Consider the following 16,758-nt stretch of genomic DNA (forward strand, 5'->3'; position numbering starts at 1 on the left):
TCGCGAATCATCACCGCCGGGTCGCCAGTGGACCATCCGCATCCGCGCCGACCGCCGACCACACATGTCACGAGGGGTAGATGAACCAGCACGGGAGTACTGCGCCGCTGACCGTGCTCCTCGCCGACGCGCAGCCGGCCGTCCGGCAGGGCTTACGGGCCATGGTCGAGGCCTGCGGCACCGTCGCGGTGGTCGGCGAGGCGAGCAGCGCCGGCGAGGTGCTCGCCGCCGCCACCCGGCACCGCCCGGACGTCCTGGTCCTCGACCCGCTGATGGACGACGCCCCCGGCATGCGGATGATCAGCCAGGTGGTGCGGCTCACCCCGGAGACCGGCGTACTGGTCTTCAGCACCCTGGCGGACGACAAGACGGTGGCCGCCGCGTTCCACGCCGGCGCCCGCGGCTACCTGCTCAAGTGCTCCACCGCCGACCAGATCCTGCGTGGCATCCACGCCGTCGGCGCCGGCGAGGCGATCGTCGACCGCACCATCGCCGCCCGGCTCGGCGCCCTGATCGGCCTCGCCCCCCGCGCGCGCAGCTACCCGTTCCCGCAACTCAGCGACCGTGAACGCGAGGTGCTCGAACACCTCGCCGCCGGCAAGTCCAACACGGCGATCGCCCGGGAGCTCACGCTCGCCTCCAAGACCATCAGCAATCGCATCTCCAGCATTTTCGGAAAGCTGGGCGTCGCCGACCGAGCCCAGGCGATCGTGCTCGCCCGGGACGCCGGACTCGGCCTCTCCTAAGTCTGACCTACCGTCAACTCCCACGATTTACGCCAAGATCGGAGTCGGCCCATGCCCGAGACCGCCCCCGGCCTCATCATCCGCCGCCAGGAACCCGCCCGGCTCGAACGTGCCCACGGCCTCGACCTGGGAATGCTCCATCCCTGGGGCGACCTCACCACCCCTTTCCACGGTGCCTGGTGCGTGCTGCGGCCCGGCGACGTCACCGAGGTCCACCAGCACACCGAACGCGAACTCTTCATCTGCATGGCCGGCCGGGCCGAGGTGCGCTCCGCCGACGGCAGCCACCCGATCGCGGCCGGCGACCTCGTCCTGCTGCCCGTCGACAGCGACCACTCGGTGGCCAACCCGCACGACGAGGACTTCTCCTACTACGCCATCTGGTGGGAGGTGTGAACCCCCGGCAGATCGACTACGAGGGCCGCCGCTTCCACACCCCCGACGGCGACCACCGCACCGTCGCCGTCTACCACCAACAGGGCGACCTGGTCTGGGGCGAGGTCACCGGAGGCACCGTCCGACGCGGGTGGACCGCCGGCACCCGACAGCCCGACGGCACCCTCGCGATGGGCTACACCATCGTCTTCACCAACGGCGAAGTGGTCTGCGGCCGCACCCGCAACACCCCCTCGCTGACCCCTGACGGCCGCATCCGGCTGCGCGAGCAGTGGGAGCGCTACGGCCCGCACGCCACCCACGGCGTCTCCACCATCGAGGAGATGACCGGATGACCGCCCCGGACTGGGCCCTGCTCGACAAGCACACCACCGGCGTCCTGCTGCGTCCCGGCGACGCCGCCTTCGCCGACTCCTCCACCCCGTTCAACCGCCGGTACGCCGACCGCGCGCCCGCCGTCGTCCTGCAGGCCGCCGACCGCACCGACGTGCTGCGCGCCATCGACTGGGCCCGGGAGAGCGGCGTGCCGATCGTCCCGCGCAGCGGCGGTCACTCCTACGCCGGACACTCCGTCAACTCCGGCCTGGTGGTCGACCTGCGCGCCCTGGACGCGATCGCGGTCGACCCCGCCGCCGGGCAGGTCACCGTCGGCGGCGGCGTCCTCACCGGGGCCCTCTACGCCGCGCTGCGCCCGCATGGGCTCGCGCTGCCGCTCGGCAACGGCGCAGGTGTCGGCATCGCCGGACTCGCTCTCGGTGGCGGCCCCGCCGCCACCTCCCGAAAACTGGGCCTGACCGCCGACACCCTGCTGCACACCACCCTGGCCACCGCCGACGGCGCGGCCCTGGACTGCGACGAGCAGCGCAACCCCGACCTCTTCTGGGCCTGCCGGGGCGGCGGTGGCGGCAACTTCGGCATCAACCTCGACCTCACCTTCCAGGCCGTCGAGGCCCCCGCCGCCAGCACCTGCCTGCTGCTCTGGGAGGCCGAGCACGCCCCTGCGGTCTTCGACGCCGTCCAGCGGCTGATGCTCACCCTCCCCGAGGAGACCTCGATCCGGCTCGGTGTCGCCGGCTCCAGGGCCATCGGTACCGGGGCCACCGGCACCATCGTCTCCGCGGTCGGAYTCCACCTCGGCCCCGCCGCCGAACTGCGCGAGCTGCTCGCCCCCGCGCTCGCCGCCGGTACGCCGCTGCGCGCCGAGATCGCCGACCGGGACTTCTGGGACGCCATGGACTACCTCCAACACCAGACCAGCGCCGGGGCGTTCGCCGTCCGCACGCACTTCGCCACCCGGCCGCTGCCGCCCGCCGCGGTCGACGCCGCGCTCGCCCAGCTGGCCGCCTGGCCCGGCAGCGACAACCCCGACGGCTGCGGCTTCGCCCTGTTCGCCTGGGGCGGCGCGATCAACCGGGTCCACCCGCAGGACACCGCCTTCGTCCATCGCGGCGCCGAGTACCTGGTCAGCCTCGACACCTCCTGGCAGGAGGACGACGACCCCGGCGCGGTGGCCGCCAACCTGGCCTGGCTGGCCGGACTTGACCAGCTGATCGCACCGCACGCGATCGACGGCGCCTACCTGAACTTCACCGACCCGGACCTGCCTGACTGGCAACACGCCTACTACGGCGCGAACTATCCGCGCCTGGTCGCCACCAAGCGCCGCCATGACCCGGACGGACTGTTCAACTTCCGGCAGTCCATCGGTAGTTGACCCCTTTTAGATCTTCCTTCAGTTGCTGACCAGTCGTCAGCTCCGCCGCCGTCTCCGGAAGGACACCACCGTGTCGCCGCGTACTGCCCGCCCCCGGCACTACCTGATGTGCCGGCCCGCCCACTTCACCGTCGACTACTCGATCAACCCGTGGATGGACCCGGCGAAGCCCACCGACAACGGCGCCGCACTGGCGCAGTGGGAGCAACTGCACGCCCTGTTCCTGCGGTTAGGGCACACCGTGGAGCTGATCGACCCGCTTCCCGGCCTGCCCGACATGGTGTTCGCCGCCAACGGCGCCACCGTGGTCGACGGCAAGGTACTGGTGGCGCGGTTCCGGTACCAGGAGCGGGTCGCCGAGGCCCCCGCGTACGCCGCCTGGTTCCGGGAGAACGGCTACCGCGAAGTCCAGCAGACCGCACACCCCAACGAGGGTGAGGGCGACCTGCTGGTGGTCGGCGAGCGGATCCTGGCCGGCAGCGGCTTCCGCACCGACCGCCGGGCACACGCCGAAGCCGCCGAGTTCCTCGACCGCGAGGTGGTCACCCTGGAGTTGACCGACCCGCGCTACTACCACCTGGACACCGCGCTCGCCGTGCTCGGCGACACCGAGATCATGTACTACCCGGGGGCCTTCAGCCCCGACTCCCGCGCCGTCCTGGAGCGGCTGTACCCGGACTCGATCCGCGCCACCGCCGCCGACGCCCAGGTCTTCGGCCTCAACGCGGTCTCCGACGGCGAGCGCGTCATCCTCCCGGAGGCAGCCGTCCACCTCGCCGAGCGGCTGCGCGCACGCGGCTTCACCCCGATCGGCGTCAACCTCACCGAACTGCTCCGGGCGGGTGGCAGCGTCAAGTGCTGCACCCTGGAGCTGCGCCACTGATACGTCGTTTCGGCGCGAGATCGGGAGTCAGCTGCCGCAGGCCTTCCCCGGCGTATCCGTTACTGCCCGGTCCGGTTGGTGAGGGGCTGTTGCGGGGCGGTCGGTGGTGCGAACAGTGCCTGGACGGTTTCGGTGGCCAGGTCTCGCAGCCAGGTGTGGGCGCGGTCGTCGTCGTAGCGCTGGTGCCACAGCAGGTGCAGGGGGACCTCGGGCAGCGGGAGCGGCGGCGGCAGTGTGGCCAGGCCGAGTTGTTCCCGGGCTGCGCGGGTGACCGCGTCGGGGAGGGTGACGACCAGGTCGGTGTCGAGGGCGAGTTGCAGTGCGAAGGCGGCGGTGGGCCCGGCGGCGACGACGTGTCGTTCGAGGCCGTGGTCTGCCAGGGCGTCGTCGATCGGATCGCGCAGGCTTCCGCGTCGCGAAACGGTGAGGTGTTCGGCGGCTGCGTAGCGTTCGATGCTCAGCGGGCCTTCGGTGAGGGGGTGGCCCGGTCGGACGGCGACGACCAGTCGGTCCCGGCCGACGAGGCGGTGGCGGATGTCGGGGAGGGTCGGAGCGCTGGAGCTCGATTCGAGGTCGACCTCACCCCGGCGCAACTCGGGGGTGTCCGTGCCGGGTTCGGCCGGCAGGCGCAGCCGGACGTCGGGGGCCTGGCGGTGGACGGCGGTGATCAGGGCGGTGCCGCAGGCGGCGGTCAGGGCGTCGTGCCAGCGCACGGTGAACACCCGGTCCAGAGCTGCCAGGTCGAGTTCCTGCTGCGCGGACAGAACGTGGTGGGCCTGCTGTACGAGGGCGTGGACGTGGGCGCGCATGGCCAGCGCGCGGGTGGTGGGGACCATGCTGCGGCCGGTGCGGACCAGGATCTGGTCCCCGGTGGCTTTGCGGATGCGCCCCAGGGAGCGGCTCATCGCCGGTGCGGTGACGTGGAGACGTGCTGCGGCGCCGGCGACGCTGCCCTCTTCCAGCAGGGCGTCGAGGGCAGTGAGCAGGTTCAGATCCAGTTGCATGCGAGTAACTCTACGAGTGAATAGCATGCACTTGTTGTTAATTGGCGGGGAGCCTACCTTCGAAGTGCAGGCGCAAGACAAGCCGCCCGCACACATCGAACCCAGGGAGCCCGCCATGAGCACAGCCATGCCTTTCGCCGCCGACACGACCCTGCTGTCCGAGGTGACCGCCGCGGTGAAGACCGCAGGCCGCACGCTGCGCGACCGCCACACCCCGCACGCCCGGGGCGTGAGCCTGGACGAGGTCGTCGCCGAGATCCACGCCAACGACGACGCGGTGCTGGAGGTGCTGCGGGAGCCGCTGCTGCGGGCCCGGCCCGGATCGCAGTGGGCCGAGGACGAGCTGGCCGGCGGTGCGCTCCCGTCGGGGGAGTGGTGGGTCGTCGACCCCGCCGAGGGCAACATCAACCACGTTCACGGCATGGAGGATTGGGCCGTGACCGCCACCCTGGTCCGCGACAACCGGCCGGTGCTCACCGTCGTCCACCTGCCACTGACCGGCGACACCTACACCGCTGTCGCGGGCGGCGGTGCCCACCTCAACGACCGGCCCCTGCAGGTGTCCGCCAAGACCGATCTGGGCGCCGCACTCGTCGGCACCGGTCAGGCCAGGCCCGGCGAGGACGAGCGTACCTTCCGCCGGATCGGCGACTCGGTCACCGCCATGCTCATCAACGGCCTGGTCGTGCGGGTGTCCGTTCCCGCCACGATGCAGCTCATCCATGTCGCGGCCGGACGCACGGACGCGTTCTGGCAGTTCTCCGACGTCCGTTCAGGTCTGGTCGCAGGTGCGCTGCTGGTCTCCGAGGCCGGAGGCACCGTCACCGACCTGGCGGGTGAGCCCTGGAACACGGGCAGCCGCGACTTCCTGGCCGCCGCCCCCGGCATCCACACCGCCGCCCTCAAGGTCCTGTCGCCGATCGCCTGACCGGACGCCTCCGCCCCACCCACCTCACACCCCAAGGAACATCACCTCATGAGCAGCATCGGCATCCTGGGCGCCGGCCGCGTCGGCGCCAACCTCGCTCGCAAGCTCTCCGCAGCCGGACACCGTGTCACCCTCGGTACCCGGAACCGGGAAGAGACCGCAGACCTTGCCACCGGCATCGCCCCGCAGATTGTCTTCGCCGACCAGCGCACCACCGCCCGCACCGCGGACATCGTGATCAACGCGACGCCCGGCGACACCTCCCTGGAGCGCCTGGCCGGCCTGCGCACCGAGCTCTCCGGAAAGCTCCTCGTCGATGTCTCCAACGCCACCCGCGACGCCGAAGACGGCCTGCCCGGCGACCTGTGCTACCCCGGCAGCAGCCTCGCCGAGCAACTCCAGGCCGCCCTCCCCGACACCCAGGTGGTCAAGACCCTCAACACCATGCTGTTCATGGTCATGACCGCTCCCGAATCCCTGGCCACCCCACCGACCGCCTATCTCTCGGGCGATGACCAGAACGCGAAGAAGACCGTCACCGGCCTGCTCGGCGACCTGGGTTGGCAGCCCGGATGGATCGAGGACCTCGGCGGCATCACCACAGCCCGCGCCACCGAGGCCATGATCCTCGTGGTTCCCCACATCCTGCGCCGACACGGCTTCAAGCCTTTCGCCGTCTCCCTCGCCCGCTGACCCATCAGGACCGGGTTCAGACCAAACCAGTAGCGGGCTCGTGCGAGGCAGCCTGGCGCCGGCACGGGAGGCGGATGTCCGGCACGGACTCCACTTCGGAGTGGCGCAGCGGGTCGCTGATCGTCTTCGAGCTCGACGCCCGCCGGGCCGGTCCGGCTGGCCCCGCCCCCGTGAACCGAGCGGTCAGATGCCGGTGTGCATACTTACCTGACGATCAGTGGACGGTGAAGGTGATGACGCGGTGAAACTGGCTGAAGCGCTCGCGGAGCGCGCGGCTGCGGTGCGGCGGGTGGAGCAGTTGCGGGCGCGCGTCGTCGGCAGTGCCCGTTACCAGGAGGGCGAGGAACCGGCCGAGAACGCGGCGGAGATCCTGGCGCAGGCCGGGGAGGTGCTGGACGAGCTGGAGCGGCTGATCCGTCAGATCAACCGGACCAACTCCACCGCGGTCATCGAGGGCGGCGGCACTCTTACCGAYGCCCTCGCCCGCCGGGACGTCCTGCGGCTGCGCCACTCGGTGATCACCGCAGCCGCCGACGCCGCCTCCGGACGCGACCAGCGGGGAGCCGTACGGCAGTTGCGGTCCGAACTCAGGGTCCTCTCCGCCCTGCCGGTCGCCGAGCTTCGCGCCCAGGCCGATGTCTTGGCCAAGGAGATCCGCGAGGTGGACACCCTGATCCAGCGCTCCAACTGGGAGATCGACCTGATCGAGGACTGATCCCACAAGCTGGGTGTGGGAAGCAGGTAGTCGTCACGGAGGCGTGCACACACCGCGGGTCGGCGGTCTATCCGGCCCTTGGCGCGTGAAGAGCAACGCAGGGGTTCGATTCCTCACCAACAGTGCAGCTCAGCATCGCGTACAGGTGACAGGGCACACCGAACAGCTCACCACCATGTGCAGATCCGGACGACGAGGGCGGGAACGGGGCGCCCCACACCCGGTGCGAGGGCCGTGCACACCAGCACGGCCCTCGCACCTACTTCATCCCCAGAAACCTCCTGGACGTGGCTGTTGCTCAACTGTCCACTCCGGTAGCCCGGTTATCCGTGATCGAAGACCGCGATGACGCGTGCGCGGTCGCTCCAGCGCTCTGCATGGGTGGCAGCCCTCGCGGCCACGGCAGAGACGGCCTTGGCCGCGAGGCCCGGGGTGGAGGGCGCGGATGACGTCGAGGCGTCACACCTACTCCAGGCGGACAGCGCGCGTGCCTCCGTTTGGGCGGTCGGCCCTGTAGAGAGCGAGTATCAGCAGTTCTGCTGACGTGGCGTGAGGTAGCCACATCCCGCTTGTCCCGCCGCCCCCGGAGCCCCTGTGTGGGGTGACAATCCGGGGAGTGGGCAGGCGTTTTGCCGCTACCTACCGTGTTTGGGCGAACCCGTTGACGCCCCCGGCGGCACACCGTAGGGTCACGCCCCATGGACGCCGGTCGGTGATCCGGACCGGGCGCGCGGCATGCTCCTGGACCCGGTCCGCCGCCCCTCGCCGGGCGGTCCACTGAGGCGCCAACCACCCTGTCCCTGTGCAGAGTTAGCCGGACAGATGGTTAATCGTGCCTTCCTTCGCGCCGTCCCGCCGCCCTGCGGTCGTGGRCGGCCGCGGTCCGGCGTCCCATGAGTAAGCCCAACGTCGCAAGGGATGCACGGTGACCGGTTCTACTCTGCCCAGAGCCTCTGTACTTGGAGTGGTCTGCGCGGTGCTGCTGTCCGGCTGTTCGTCGGGCGGCCTGGGGTCCGGATCGACGATCACGGTCACCATCGGCGTTGACGGTCCGCTGACCGGCAATCTCGCCGACCTGGGCCTTGGCATCCGATACTCGGCTGAGCTGGCTGTTGCCAAAGCCAATGCCAAGAACACCGTCCCCGGTGTGAAGTTCATCCTGGACGCCAAGGACGACCAGGCCGACGAACAGGCCGCCCGCGCCAACGGTGAGGCGTTCGCCGCCGACCCGAAGGTCGTGGGAGTGGTTGGCCCGCTGACCTCGTCCGGCGCCCTCGCGATGGCTCCGGTCCTGTCGAAGGCGGGCCTCGCCGAGATCTCCCCGTCCAACACCGCACCCGCGCTGACCTGGGGTGCCGACTACCGCGCCGGCGGGAAGAAGCGCCAGTACCCGACCTACTTTCGCACCGTCACCACCGACGCCGTCCAGGGCCCGCTGCTCGCCCGGTATGCGCACAGTCGGCTGAGCGCCAACCGGGCCGCCGTGGTCAGCGACACCAAGGCGTACGGCACCAACCTCGCGGCCGAGTTCGCGACCGCCTTCGAGGAGGTCGGCGGCAAGGTGGCGTTCCGGGCCACGGTGGAGCAGGGCACCACGGACTTCACCAAGCTGGCCTCGCAGATCGCGGCCTCCCACCCCGACATCGTGTACTACGGAGGCGAGCACCCTGAGGGCGGCCCGCTGTCCGCGGCACTCAAGGCCGCCGGAGTGAAGGCACCGATGGCCGGCGGCGACGGCCTGCACACCGACGGATACGTCAAGGCCGCAGGTCCGTCCGCCAACGGCGACCTCTCCAGCCAGCCGGGCATCTCGGTGGAGGGTCTCGCCTCCGCCTTCACCTATCTTGACGCCTATCACCAGGCCGGCTACAAGGAGGAGCCTGGCCCGTTCGGCCCTTACGCCTACGACTCCACCTGGGCCCTCATCCAGGCCGTCGGCCGAGCCCGCCAGGGCGGGAAAGGGACGGACCTCACCGGCACTGAACTGCGAAAGGCCGTCGCGGACGCCCTTCAGGACATCTCGTTCTTCGGTGTCACCGGCGACGTCTCCTTCGACGAGTTCGGCGATGCCCGTAACCAGGTGGCCTCCATCTACCAGGTCCAGAAGGGTGCCTGGACCGCCATCGTCCCGGTCGGCCGGCTCCGCGACTTCTGACGGTTCGCGCCCAGTCCGAGGCGGGTGGCAAGGTGCCTGTCGGCAAAGGTGAATCGAAGTCCAAGACGGCGGATCAGAAACTGGCTGCTCTTCGATCTCATCACCGCCTACAAGACCGACCGGAGAAGTCGCCAAGTTGCCGGCCAACTACCTCTGCAAATGGCCCGTCCTGTGACACATGATCTCGACGGCCACTGGGGTCTGCCCCTTGATCTTGACCGGTGGGTCTTTCGTGATGAGTGAGGCGCCACCGGATCTGCGCCTGGCCGCGAACGGGGGCAGTCGGCCAGTGGCGCCCAAGTCAGTCGTCCCGCCGCTTGTCGGGCATCGGATGGCGGCCGTGGGATGAGGCCGGGCCTCAGGAGGCGGCGGCGCGGGGGATCTTCACTCGGTTCGGCGGCCTGTCCGACGGACCGTCAGACACCGTCCTGCTCGCACCCTGAGACATGCGCGGCACCGGGCAGATCCCCGAGCGTACCGAAGGTTACTGCATGGGAATCAACGGGAGCGGCGGGCCGAACCTCGCCTGCCTGGACTGCGGGTGGCCGGTCGGATCGCGGATCGACGACTGCGGGCAGTGGCAGATGGTCCGGCTCCTCCCGCAGGCCGTGGTGCGGTTGCCCGGCCCGCCGGAGCGGCCGGTCATGGACTGGGCGGAGCTGGCGGCCGACGGTGCGCTGTGGCACAGGCTGAGCGAGTACCGGGACATCCCGGCCGGGGTGGCGCTCGCCCATGTCATGGTCGCTGCCGGGGGCGCTCCGGTCGAGGTGGCGCCCGGCCCGGTCGAGGAACTCCTCGGCAAGGCCCTCGCCGCTGCTGCCCTCCGGGGAGGGCGCGAAGCTGCTGAGCCTGGCGGGCCCGGGGATCGGCCAGCCGACCGCCGAACTGGTGCTGGTGCCGCTCCATCCGCAGACCGGCCAGGTGTGGCAGCCGAGCGGCGGTCCGGTGGTCGTGCCCGTCGAGGCCATGCTCTGGGCCGAGCTGGCCTTCCCGCCCCAACGCACGCGGCTGCCGGTGGTCGGCGGGCTGCCAACGGGCGTGGAGCGCGACGACCCGCTCCTGCCACTTCCGCGGTCGCAGTTCTGGCCGTCCCGCTACGCGTTCCAGTACACGCTGGCGCGGATGCCCGCCGTCCGCGAACTGTGGCTGCGGGCGATCTACGACTGCGAGTACTGACCCGTCAGAGTGCGTGGCGGGCCCGGACGTTGGTCAGGGCGTCAGTGCGGCGGAGACGCGGGCCAGGCGGTGGGCTGGCAGCGCGAAGTCGTTGGCCGGATTGCGGAAGGACAGCCCACCGCCGCTGACCCGGACGCCACGGTCTGTGGTGCTCCAGGACACCGGACCGCACTGCCCCTGGCCTTCCAGGAGCGCAGTGGCGAGGGCGTCGGGGTCTTCGACCCGGGTGCGGGCACGGAGAGCGCCCGCCAGCCGGCCCGCGGCGTCAACCTCCTGGACGTGGCTCCGTCACCCGCGCCTCGAGTGCGTGGTCGCTCCAGCGCTCTGCATGGGTGGAAGCCCTCGCGGCCACGGCAGAGACGGCCTTGGCCGCGAGGCCGGGGATGGTCATTAGGAAGTCGATCCGCCAGCGGAACGACGCGTTTTCGAACGGGGTCCAGGTGTTCGAGTAAGGGCTGTTCGGGGGTCTGTGCCGGCCTGGGCGATCCGGCATCCGAGTGGTGTATCAACTGGCCCCGCTGGTACGGGAATCCGTCACGGTCGCGCTGCCACGGCGCCATGTCCGGAGATCCCAACGGTCTCAGGCCGGACACCGCCGTGCCTGCACTGTTGGTGCCTACGCGTCAACGACTTCAAGGCCGTAGGCGACGACGGCCTGGTGCAGCCCGTCCGCGTAGCCGGCGAGGGCCGGGGTGAAGGCCCAGTCCCCGGCGGAGTCGCGGTCGAACCGGCCCAGGCGCATCGCGGTGTTGGTCACGGCGCCGTCGGCGAGGTGCACTACGGACGGGGCATCGTCGGCTCCGGATTCAAGGATCAGCGCCGGCCCGGCGAATCCGGCCATGGTGGCTGTCGGGTGGTTCTCGGTGTCAGCGGCGGCGACGATGACGAGCCGGTCGGCTTCGGCGGGAAGCGCGTCGAAGTCCACCATCAGGCAGGCCTTCGCGTCACCGTAGCCGGTGACCATCCGTACCGAACCATCGGGTGTGGAACCGTTGTTGTAGAACACCAGGTGCTCATCCGACAGTGCCCTGTTCCCCTGGCAAACCAGCGCCGCGATGTCGTATTCGTCCTCGCCGGTCCAGTGGAGAAGAAGCCGGGAAGGTTCAGGTGCGACCTCGATCCCGGACAGGTCGTCCCCGTCTCCGACATCGGTAGCACCGTGGTGAGCGGCTGCGAAGACCTCATGGAATCCGTGATGCTTGAGCAGGCCGACCAGCTCGGCGCCATTGATCAGGGTGATGGGCTTTCCCACCACGAACTGGTGGGAGCTCGGACCGAACCTGCTGGTCGTGACCAGTACAGCCTTCGTCGCCTCCCGATCATGCTGCAGCGTGCCGTACAGGTCACGTACGGCCGAGGGTGTCACGGTGTCCCGATACCGCTTCACCTGCACGATCACGTTCCCACCGCGGAAGGGGTCCGTGTCGATGCCGCGTACGTCCACCCCACCGTCCCGGGACCGGGCCGTGAGCTCGACCTTCATGCCCATGGCTTCCATCAGCCGAGCAATGAGCTGTTCGAACTCGACCGGGTCCATCGCCAGGAGGAGCTGGAGCTCGCGAACCCGCTTGGACATCCGACCGCGATTCGCGTTGGTGTCATCGCGGAGGTGGCGGAACAGCATGCGCTGCGCGTGACGCTCGGCAGTGTCGGGGTTGCTCAGGCGATGGAGCTTCCGGCTCCGGGGCATACGGTGCTCCCTTGCAAGACGACTGGTTGGGCAGGCGTCACGGTAGACGACCCGCTGACGCTGCGTCAGGCATGTCTCACAACTGTTAACAGTCCCGTGCTCGAAGGAACAGGACGCCCCCGACCTTGAGGACCGGGGACGTTGTGCGTCTGGCTGCTACGAGTCGGCCGGCCTGTCAGCGGTACTGCGGCACCCAGTTGTCGGGGTGATTCAGCCACGGGACCTGTCTGCCGTCCGCCACGGTCAGCCCGAAGCGTTCGACTCCCGGCCTGCCCTCGGCCTGCCACCACTGCAATGCCTGCTCTACGGCCTGCCACAGCCGTCGGGGTCCGGACTGGTACACGGTGGTCTCCGGCTGGTTCTTGCGCCAGACAACGGCCCCCCACGCCTTGTCGCCGAGGCCGTAGAACCAAGCGGTCGTCGCGTCGTCGACCTGTTCGTGGATCACGTGTGTCACGTCCGGCACCGCCAGGCCGATGACGAACTTCTGCACACCCCAGACCCCGCCGAGATCGCCCGCCGTGAGCATCGTCCGGTGCTCGGTGTTCGCGTCTCCGGGGAAGTCCGGGACGTATTCGGAGTGAGCGGGGAATGCCGTCCGTGAGCCCCGGTCCTTCATGAAGCCGACCAGCTCGGTGAAGTGACCCGAAGCGGTGTGGTCGCTGCCGACGGTCAGCTTCACCACGGCATCGCGGAAGGAGTAGTGCGTGCCCCACGGGGCCATGATCAGGCCCCCGGGCTTCACCTGCTGGATCCAAGCGCTGGGGATCTCTTTCACGCCGTACGTGGCAATGATCCGGTCGTACGGGGCTCCTGCGGGCCAGCCGAGCCGTCCGTCCCCGGTGATGACCTCGGGGGTGAGTCCGCCGCGTCGATGCGCGGTGCGGGCGGTGGCCGCGACCGTCGCGTCCACCTCCGTCCTGACGACCTGTCGGGAGCCGAGCCGGTGAGCGAGCAGACCGGAGCTCCAGCCCGTTCCGGTACCAGCCTCAAGTACCCGCATGCCGGGCGCTATGTCCAGGTCCCGCAGCATCGCCATGACGACGTTGGGCTGACTGTTGCTGCTGGTCGAAACCTGCCCAGCTTCGGTGCCTTCGTGTGCCCCGTCATCCCACTGCGTGACGATCGGGATGTTGGAGTCCACGGCACGCTGCCAGGCATCCGGGTCGGTGCGGCGGTCGACAGCCACGGTGGACTGGGATTCCTCGGTCCAGGCCCACATCAGATCAGGGATGAACAAGGAGCGGGGCACCGCGTTGAACGAGTCTTCCCAACTGGGAGACATGGAGCCGTTGTTGAGGAGGAACCGCCCCAGCGAGATGCCCGGGCGGTCCGTACCCTCGTTGAGGGTGTCCGTCACTTGCGGTGGCCCCCATCGCCGGGCGGCGACCCGCTGTCGGGGGATGGCGGTGGCGGGGGTGCAGGCGGCTGGATCGGCGCGGGGGTGCCCCCGTGCCCTCCGTCGTTCTGCAAGATCATGGGGTTCACATTCGAACCAGCAGCCGGAATCCATGGGGTCAGCTTGGGACCGTCCACGGAAACCGCTTCGAGCTGTCAGCCACGATCTCGACCAGGTGGCTACGGCCCGCCATCTCGAACGTCAAGGCGATAGCCCCACAACTCTCCAACTGCTCTGCCACCCGCTGCTCAGCCTCCGGGCCGGTCAGATACACCTGGTAGGCGTCTGCCTGAGTCGCACCCAACGGAAGCTCACGGAGCGAGCCCCACAGGGCTATGAGGGCATCCGCCAGCCGAGAGAACCTTGCCGGATGGGTTACGTCCTCGATCGACACCGTGAACCCGATGGTGGTGCCTCTGGTCAGCAGGTCCACAACGCCTCCTCAGCCTGATGCGGCTGCGCCGCTACCTGATCCGGTGGTACGAGGGTAGGAAAGCGAGAGGCAGGCTCTCTAGGTGCGATGCACGTCTATGCACGGCATCACCCGAGAGAGTCAGCGGCCCGGTTCACCAGGGCCCGAGCACTGGCACCGAACACAGCCATGGCCGCCAGGCGCGAGAAGGCAGCCGCGTAGGCCCGCACCTCTACAGGGGTGCGAATGCTGATCAATGCGGTCAAGGTCTCCACTTGAACGAACGATTCATCGAAGATCATGAAAGTCTCAATGCCCCACATGAGCCGTTGCGCGGCGGTCGGGATGACACCGATCGAGACCGAAGGGAACTCCATTGCCCGTAGCAGGTAGCCGAGTTGGGCCTGCATCGTGTCCTGATCCCCGTACCGGTGGTACAGGACGTGCTCCTCGATCAGCAGGGCGAAACGGTGATCACCTCGGCGCATCACCTGGTTCCGCTCCACCCGGGCCGCCGCCGCTGCCTCCGAGTCGTCCGGCGTCCCCTGAAACTCGGTGATCAGCCGGAGGAGAGCAGCCCCATACGCCTGAGTCTGCGTCAGGCCCGGCATGACGTTCGACAGGTACACATGGAACTGCCGCGTGCTCTCGTACAGCGGCACGTCGGCCTGCTGGTTCCGGCGCATCCCGGACTGGTGCAGCCTGCGCCAGCCCACATACATGGCGTCAGCGTTCCGGGTAGCGGCGATCAGATCAGCCGCCTGCTCCGGCACCCGGCAGGCAGCACACCATGCCCGAACATCACTGTCAGAGGGCACGGTCCGGGCGTTCTCGATACGGGAAGTCTTGGCCTGGTTCCAACCGCACCGTTCGGCCAGTTCCTTGCCGCTTAGCCCGGCAGTACGTCGGAGGCCGTGAAGCCTCTGAGCGATCTCTCTGCGCGCCTGCTGCGCACTGGACAGAGGAGAGGACATGGTGTGCTGTCGGCCAGCCGCCTACGCCTGCTGGACCTCTGCCGCGACTTGGTAGTCCTCATGAGGGACGGCACGTTCCCAGACAGCTTCGAAGGCTGAAGCGCAAAGGTCAGCCGTCGCCTGGTCCTCGTACAACTCCATTGCAGGCTGGGCCCATTGGCCGTCGCCGGTGAAGTGGTTCACGATCAGTACCTGGCCGTCGAACAACCAGAAGTCGTTACCGGGGAACGCAATGTCGGTGGCTTGCCTGCGCGGAAGCCAGCGAACCAGCTCTCCTGCGGTGATGTTGGCTGTCGTCAGGTAGTGCTCATAGCGGATGTACTCAGTGACCGGCTCGGACACGACCCGGGCCCGGCGCATCACCACACCCCGGCCCACGGCCTCGATCACGGCCGTGTGGAAGGAGTTCCACCAGGACGAACGGTCGGACCAGTCGATCACGTGGCCGTTCCGCCATGCCTTGAACTCCTTGGCCTCGTCCGCAATGTCGTCCGAGACCGCGTAGGAGTCCCGCAACTCAAGGTGAACGACAGAGTGTTCAGCGGCGCGGAGCAGTTCAAAGAAGTCCGGTTCGCTCTGCGGCATCGCAAGCCTCCCTAAGTGCCGTCACCATGCGAGCCGGAAGACGAACCACGGCTTCGTGATCCGGGATGCTACCGGTCTTGAGGCAGTCAGCTTCCGTGGCGTCGTCGATCCTCCACCCCTGAACGATCACGTCCGCCGTATCCGGATCCACCCACAACGTCGGGCTTCCGGTGTTCCCTGACTTCTCATCCTTGGCGATGAACTCCAGCGCCATACGGCCCTCCCGAGTCGAGTCGGTTGCAGTGCTGGAATCCTGCTCCGTGAGCGATCCTCGTGTCAGGACTTCGGCCAGATACGCCAAAGCCCCCGGCATCAGGCCGGGGACTTCGTGCCAGAGCGTCCTACGGGTGGTCGTACGCCACGGTCACGGGCGCGTGGTCCGACCAGCGGGCGGCGTGCTCGGTGGCGCGTTCGACCACGGCGGTGGTGGCGTGGGCGGCGAGGCCCGGGGTGGTGATCTGGTAGTCGATCCGCCAGCCCGAGTCGTTGTCGAAGGCGCGGCCGCGGTAGGACCACCAGGAGTAGGGGCCCTCCTGGTCGGGGTGGAGGGCGCGGACCACGTCGACGTAGCCGACCTCGTCGAGGACGCGGGAGAGCCAGGCGCGCTCCTCGGGGAGGAAGCCGGCGCTCTTCTGGTTGGCCTTCCAGTTCTTCAGGTCGGCTTCGCGGTGGGCGATGTTCCAGTCGCCGCAGACGATCACCTCGCGGCCGTCGGCTTCGGCGCGCTTGCGGAGTTCGGTGAGGTGCACCAGGAACTCGGCCATGAAGCGTTCCTTCTCTTCCTGGCGCTCGGTGCCGACCTCGCCGGAGGGGAGATAGAGGCTGGCGACCGTCAGGCCGGGCAGGTCGATTTCGACATACCTGCCCGAAATGTCGAATTCGGCCGAACCGAAACCAATCACGGTCCGAGTGGGTGCCTGTCGGGAGAGGATCGCCACGCCGGCCCGGCCCTTGCTGGCGGACGGTGCCCAGACAGCGTGCCAGTCGGTCAAGTCGCGTAGCTCGGGCGGCAGTTGGCCGGGATCGGAGCGTACCTCCTGGAGGCAGATCACGTCCGCCTCGGTGGTCGCCAGCCACTCCAGCAGGCCCTTCTTGGCGGCTGCCCTGATCCCGTTCACGTTCACCGAAGTCACGATCGTCACCGGAGAAGGGTATCCGGCCGGTCGGGCCGAGGCGTGCCGGGCCGGTTCGGGTCGTGAACGGTTTGTGAAGTCTTGTTCGGCCGTCGTCAAGCGGCGCCATTGGTCTTGACCATCTCCGCGACCACCCCCTAGGTTGCTTACTGCAA

General features: G+C 69.0%; 20 protein-coding genes and 1 pseudogene. 10 read left to right on the forward strand and 11 right to left on the reverse strand.

The window, feature by feature from the left end; all coding sequences use genetic code 11:
- The first annotated feature begins 80 nt into the window (after positions 1–80).
- The 5 genes from ACXJMZ_RS03955 (at position 81) to ddaH (ending at position 3,739) form a co-directional block, all read left to right on the forward strand.
- Positions 81–746 (forward strand): response regulator, encoded by a 666-nt coding sequence (locus tag ACXJMZ_RS03955; RefSeq protein WP_457028564.1) that lies wholly within the window; start codon positions 81–83, stop codon positions 744–746.
- 51 nt (positions 747–797) lie between these two features.
- On the forward strand, positions 798–1,142 hold the full coding sequence (locus ACXJMZ_RS03960) for a cupin domain-containing protein (RefSeq protein WP_457028565.1): 345 nt from the start codon (positions 798–800) through the stop codon (positions 1,140–1,142).
- Positions 1,139–1,477: a hypothetical protein gene (locus ACXJMZ_RS03965; RefSeq protein WP_457028566.1), complete on the forward strand. Its 339-nt coding sequence runs from the start codon at positions 1,139–1,141 to the stop codon at positions 1,475–1,477. The genes ACXJMZ_RS03960 and ACXJMZ_RS03965 overlap by 4 nt, the downstream gene beginning before the upstream one ends.
- Entirely contained in the window at positions 1,474–2,856 is a 1,383-nt protein-coding gene (locus ACXJMZ_RS03970; RefSeq protein ID WP_457028567.1) for an FAD-binding oxidoreductase, read from the forward strand. Before ACXJMZ_RS03965 ends, ACXJMZ_RS03970 begins: the two co-directional genes overlap by 4 nt.
- A gap of 70 nt (positions 2,857–2,926) precedes the next feature.
- Positions 2,927–3,739 (forward strand): dimethylargininase, encoded by an 813-nt coding sequence (gene ddaH / locus ACXJMZ_RS03975; protein ID WP_457028568.1) that lies wholly within the window; start codon positions 2,927–2,929, stop codon positions 3,737–3,739.
- 59 nt (positions 3,740–3,798) lie between these two features.
- Here ddaH and ACXJMZ_RS03980 read toward each other — a convergent pair whose 3' ends face one another.
- Positions 3,799–4,743, reverse strand: coding sequence for a LysR family transcriptional regulator (locus ACXJMZ_RS03980; RefSeq protein ID WP_457028569.1), 945 nt, complete (start codon positions 4,741–4,743; stop codon positions 3,799–3,801).
- 115 nt (positions 4,744–4,858) lie between these two features.
- Here ACXJMZ_RS03980 and ACXJMZ_RS03985 point away from each other — a divergent pair, with 115 nt between their 5' ends.
- From ACXJMZ_RS03985 to ACXJMZ_RS03995, 3 genes are all read left to right on the forward strand, one after another.
- The gene (locus ACXJMZ_RS03985; RefSeq protein WP_457028570.1) at positions 4,859–5,671 is read left to right on the forward strand and encodes an inositol monophosphatase family protein; all 813 of its coding nucleotides are present in this window, start codon (positions 4,859–4,861) and stop codon (positions 5,669–5,671) included.
- Positions 5,672–5,719: 48 nt separating this feature from the next.
- The gene (locus tag ACXJMZ_RS03990; RefSeq protein ID WP_457028571.1) at positions 5,720–6,364 is read left to right on the forward strand and encodes an NADPH-dependent F420 reductase; all 645 of its coding nucleotides are present in this window, start codon (positions 5,720–5,722) and stop codon (positions 6,362–6,364) included.
- Between the two features lie 241 nt (positions 6,365–6,605).
- Positions 6,606–7,079 (forward strand): DIP1984 family protein, encoded by a 474-nt coding sequence (locus ACXJMZ_RS03995; protein ID WP_457028572.1) that lies wholly within the window; start codon positions 6,606–6,608, stop codon positions 7,077–7,079.
- A 323-nt stretch (positions 7,080–7,402) separates the two neighbouring features.
- On the opposite strand, the pseudogene ACXJMZ_RS04000 reads toward ACXJMZ_RS03995, so the two are convergent.
- Positions 7,403–7,516: pseudogene (locus tag ACXJMZ_RS04000) on the reverse strand (exodeoxyribonuclease III); the annotation flags it as partial.
- A 488-nt stretch (positions 7,517–8,004) separates the two neighbouring features.
- Here ACXJMZ_RS04000 and ACXJMZ_RS04005 point away from each other — a divergent pair.
- Positions 8,005–9,234, forward strand: a complete 1,230-nt coding sequence (locus ACXJMZ_RS04005; RefSeq protein WP_457028573.1) for a branched-chain amino acid ABC transporter substrate-binding protein — start codon at positions 8,005–8,007, stop codon at positions 9,232–9,234.
- A 484-nt stretch (positions 9,235–9,718) separates the two neighbouring features.
- Here the strand turns inward: ACXJMZ_RS04005 and ACXJMZ_RS04010 are convergent, their stop codons facing one another.
- Positions 9,719–9,973: a hypothetical protein gene (locus ACXJMZ_RS04010; RefSeq protein ID WP_457028574.1), complete on the reverse strand. Its 255-nt coding sequence runs from the start codon at positions 9,971–9,973 to the stop codon at positions 9,719–9,721.
- On the opposite strand from ACXJMZ_RS04010, the gene ACXJMZ_RS04015 reads away from it, so the two are divergent.
- Positions 9,967–10,410, forward strand: a complete 444-nt coding sequence (locus ACXJMZ_RS04015) for a hypothetical protein (protein ID WP_457028575.1) — start codon at positions 9,967–9,969, stop codon at positions 10,408–10,410. The two genes, ACXJMZ_RS04010 and ACXJMZ_RS04015, sit on opposite strands and share 7 nt — an antisense overlap.
- 33 nt (positions 10,411–10,443) lie before the next feature.
- On the opposite strand, the gene ACXJMZ_RS04020 is transcribed toward ACXJMZ_RS04015, so the two are convergent.
- The 8 genes from ACXJMZ_RS04020 to ACXJMZ_RS04055 form a co-directional block, all read right to left on the reverse strand.
- The gene (locus tag ACXJMZ_RS04020) at positions 10,444–10,572 is read right to left on the reverse strand and encodes a hypothetical protein (protein ID WP_457028576.1); all 129 of its coding nucleotides are present in this window, start codon (positions 10,570–10,572) and stop codon (positions 10,444–10,446) included.
- A 454-nt stretch (positions 10,573–11,026) separates the two neighbouring features.
- On the reverse strand, positions 11,027–12,100 hold the full coding sequence (locus ACXJMZ_RS04025) for a restriction endonuclease (protein ID WP_457028577.1): 1,074 nt from the start codon (positions 12,098–12,100) through the stop codon (positions 11,027–11,029).
- A gap of 175 nt (positions 12,101–12,275) precedes the next feature.
- The gene (locus ACXJMZ_RS04030; protein WP_457028578.1) at positions 12,276–13,460 is read right to left on the reverse strand and encodes a protein-L-isoaspartate(D-aspartate) O-methyltransferase; all 1,185 of its coding nucleotides are present in this window, start codon (positions 13,458–13,460) and stop codon (positions 12,276–12,278) included.
- A 157-nt stretch (positions 13,461–13,617) separates the two neighbouring features.
- Positions 13,618–13,932, reverse strand: a complete 315-nt coding sequence (locus ACXJMZ_RS04035; RefSeq protein WP_457028579.1) for a hypothetical protein — start codon at positions 13,930–13,932, stop codon at positions 13,618–13,620.
- Positions 13,933–14,039: 107 nt separating this feature from the next.
- On the reverse strand, positions 14,040–14,885 hold the full coding sequence (locus ACXJMZ_RS04040) for a helix-turn-helix domain-containing protein (protein WP_457028580.1): 846 nt from the start codon (positions 14,883–14,885) through the stop codon (positions 14,040–14,042).
- Positions 14,886–14,906: 21 nt separating this feature from the next.
- Positions 14,907–15,470, reverse strand: a complete 564-nt coding sequence (locus tag ACXJMZ_RS04045; protein WP_457028581.1) for a DUF6879 family protein — start codon at positions 15,468–15,470, stop codon at positions 14,907–14,909.
- The gene (locus ACXJMZ_RS04050) at positions 15,442–15,684 is read right to left on the reverse strand and encodes a hypothetical protein (protein WP_457028582.1); all 243 of its coding nucleotides are present in this window, start codon (positions 15,682–15,684) and stop codon (positions 15,442–15,444) included. Before ACXJMZ_RS04050 ends, ACXJMZ_RS04045 begins: the two co-directional genes overlap by 29 nt.
- A gap of 127 nt (positions 15,685–15,811) precedes the next feature.
- A complete protein-coding gene (locus tag ACXJMZ_RS04055; RefSeq protein WP_457028583.1) occupies positions 15,812–16,612 on the reverse strand; it encodes an exodeoxyribonuclease III in 801 nt (266 codons plus the stop codon).
- Between the last annotated feature and the right edge of the window lie 146 nt (positions 16,613–16,758).

The sequence above is a fragment of the Kitasatospora sp. P5_F3 genome, from assembly GCF_054049135.1.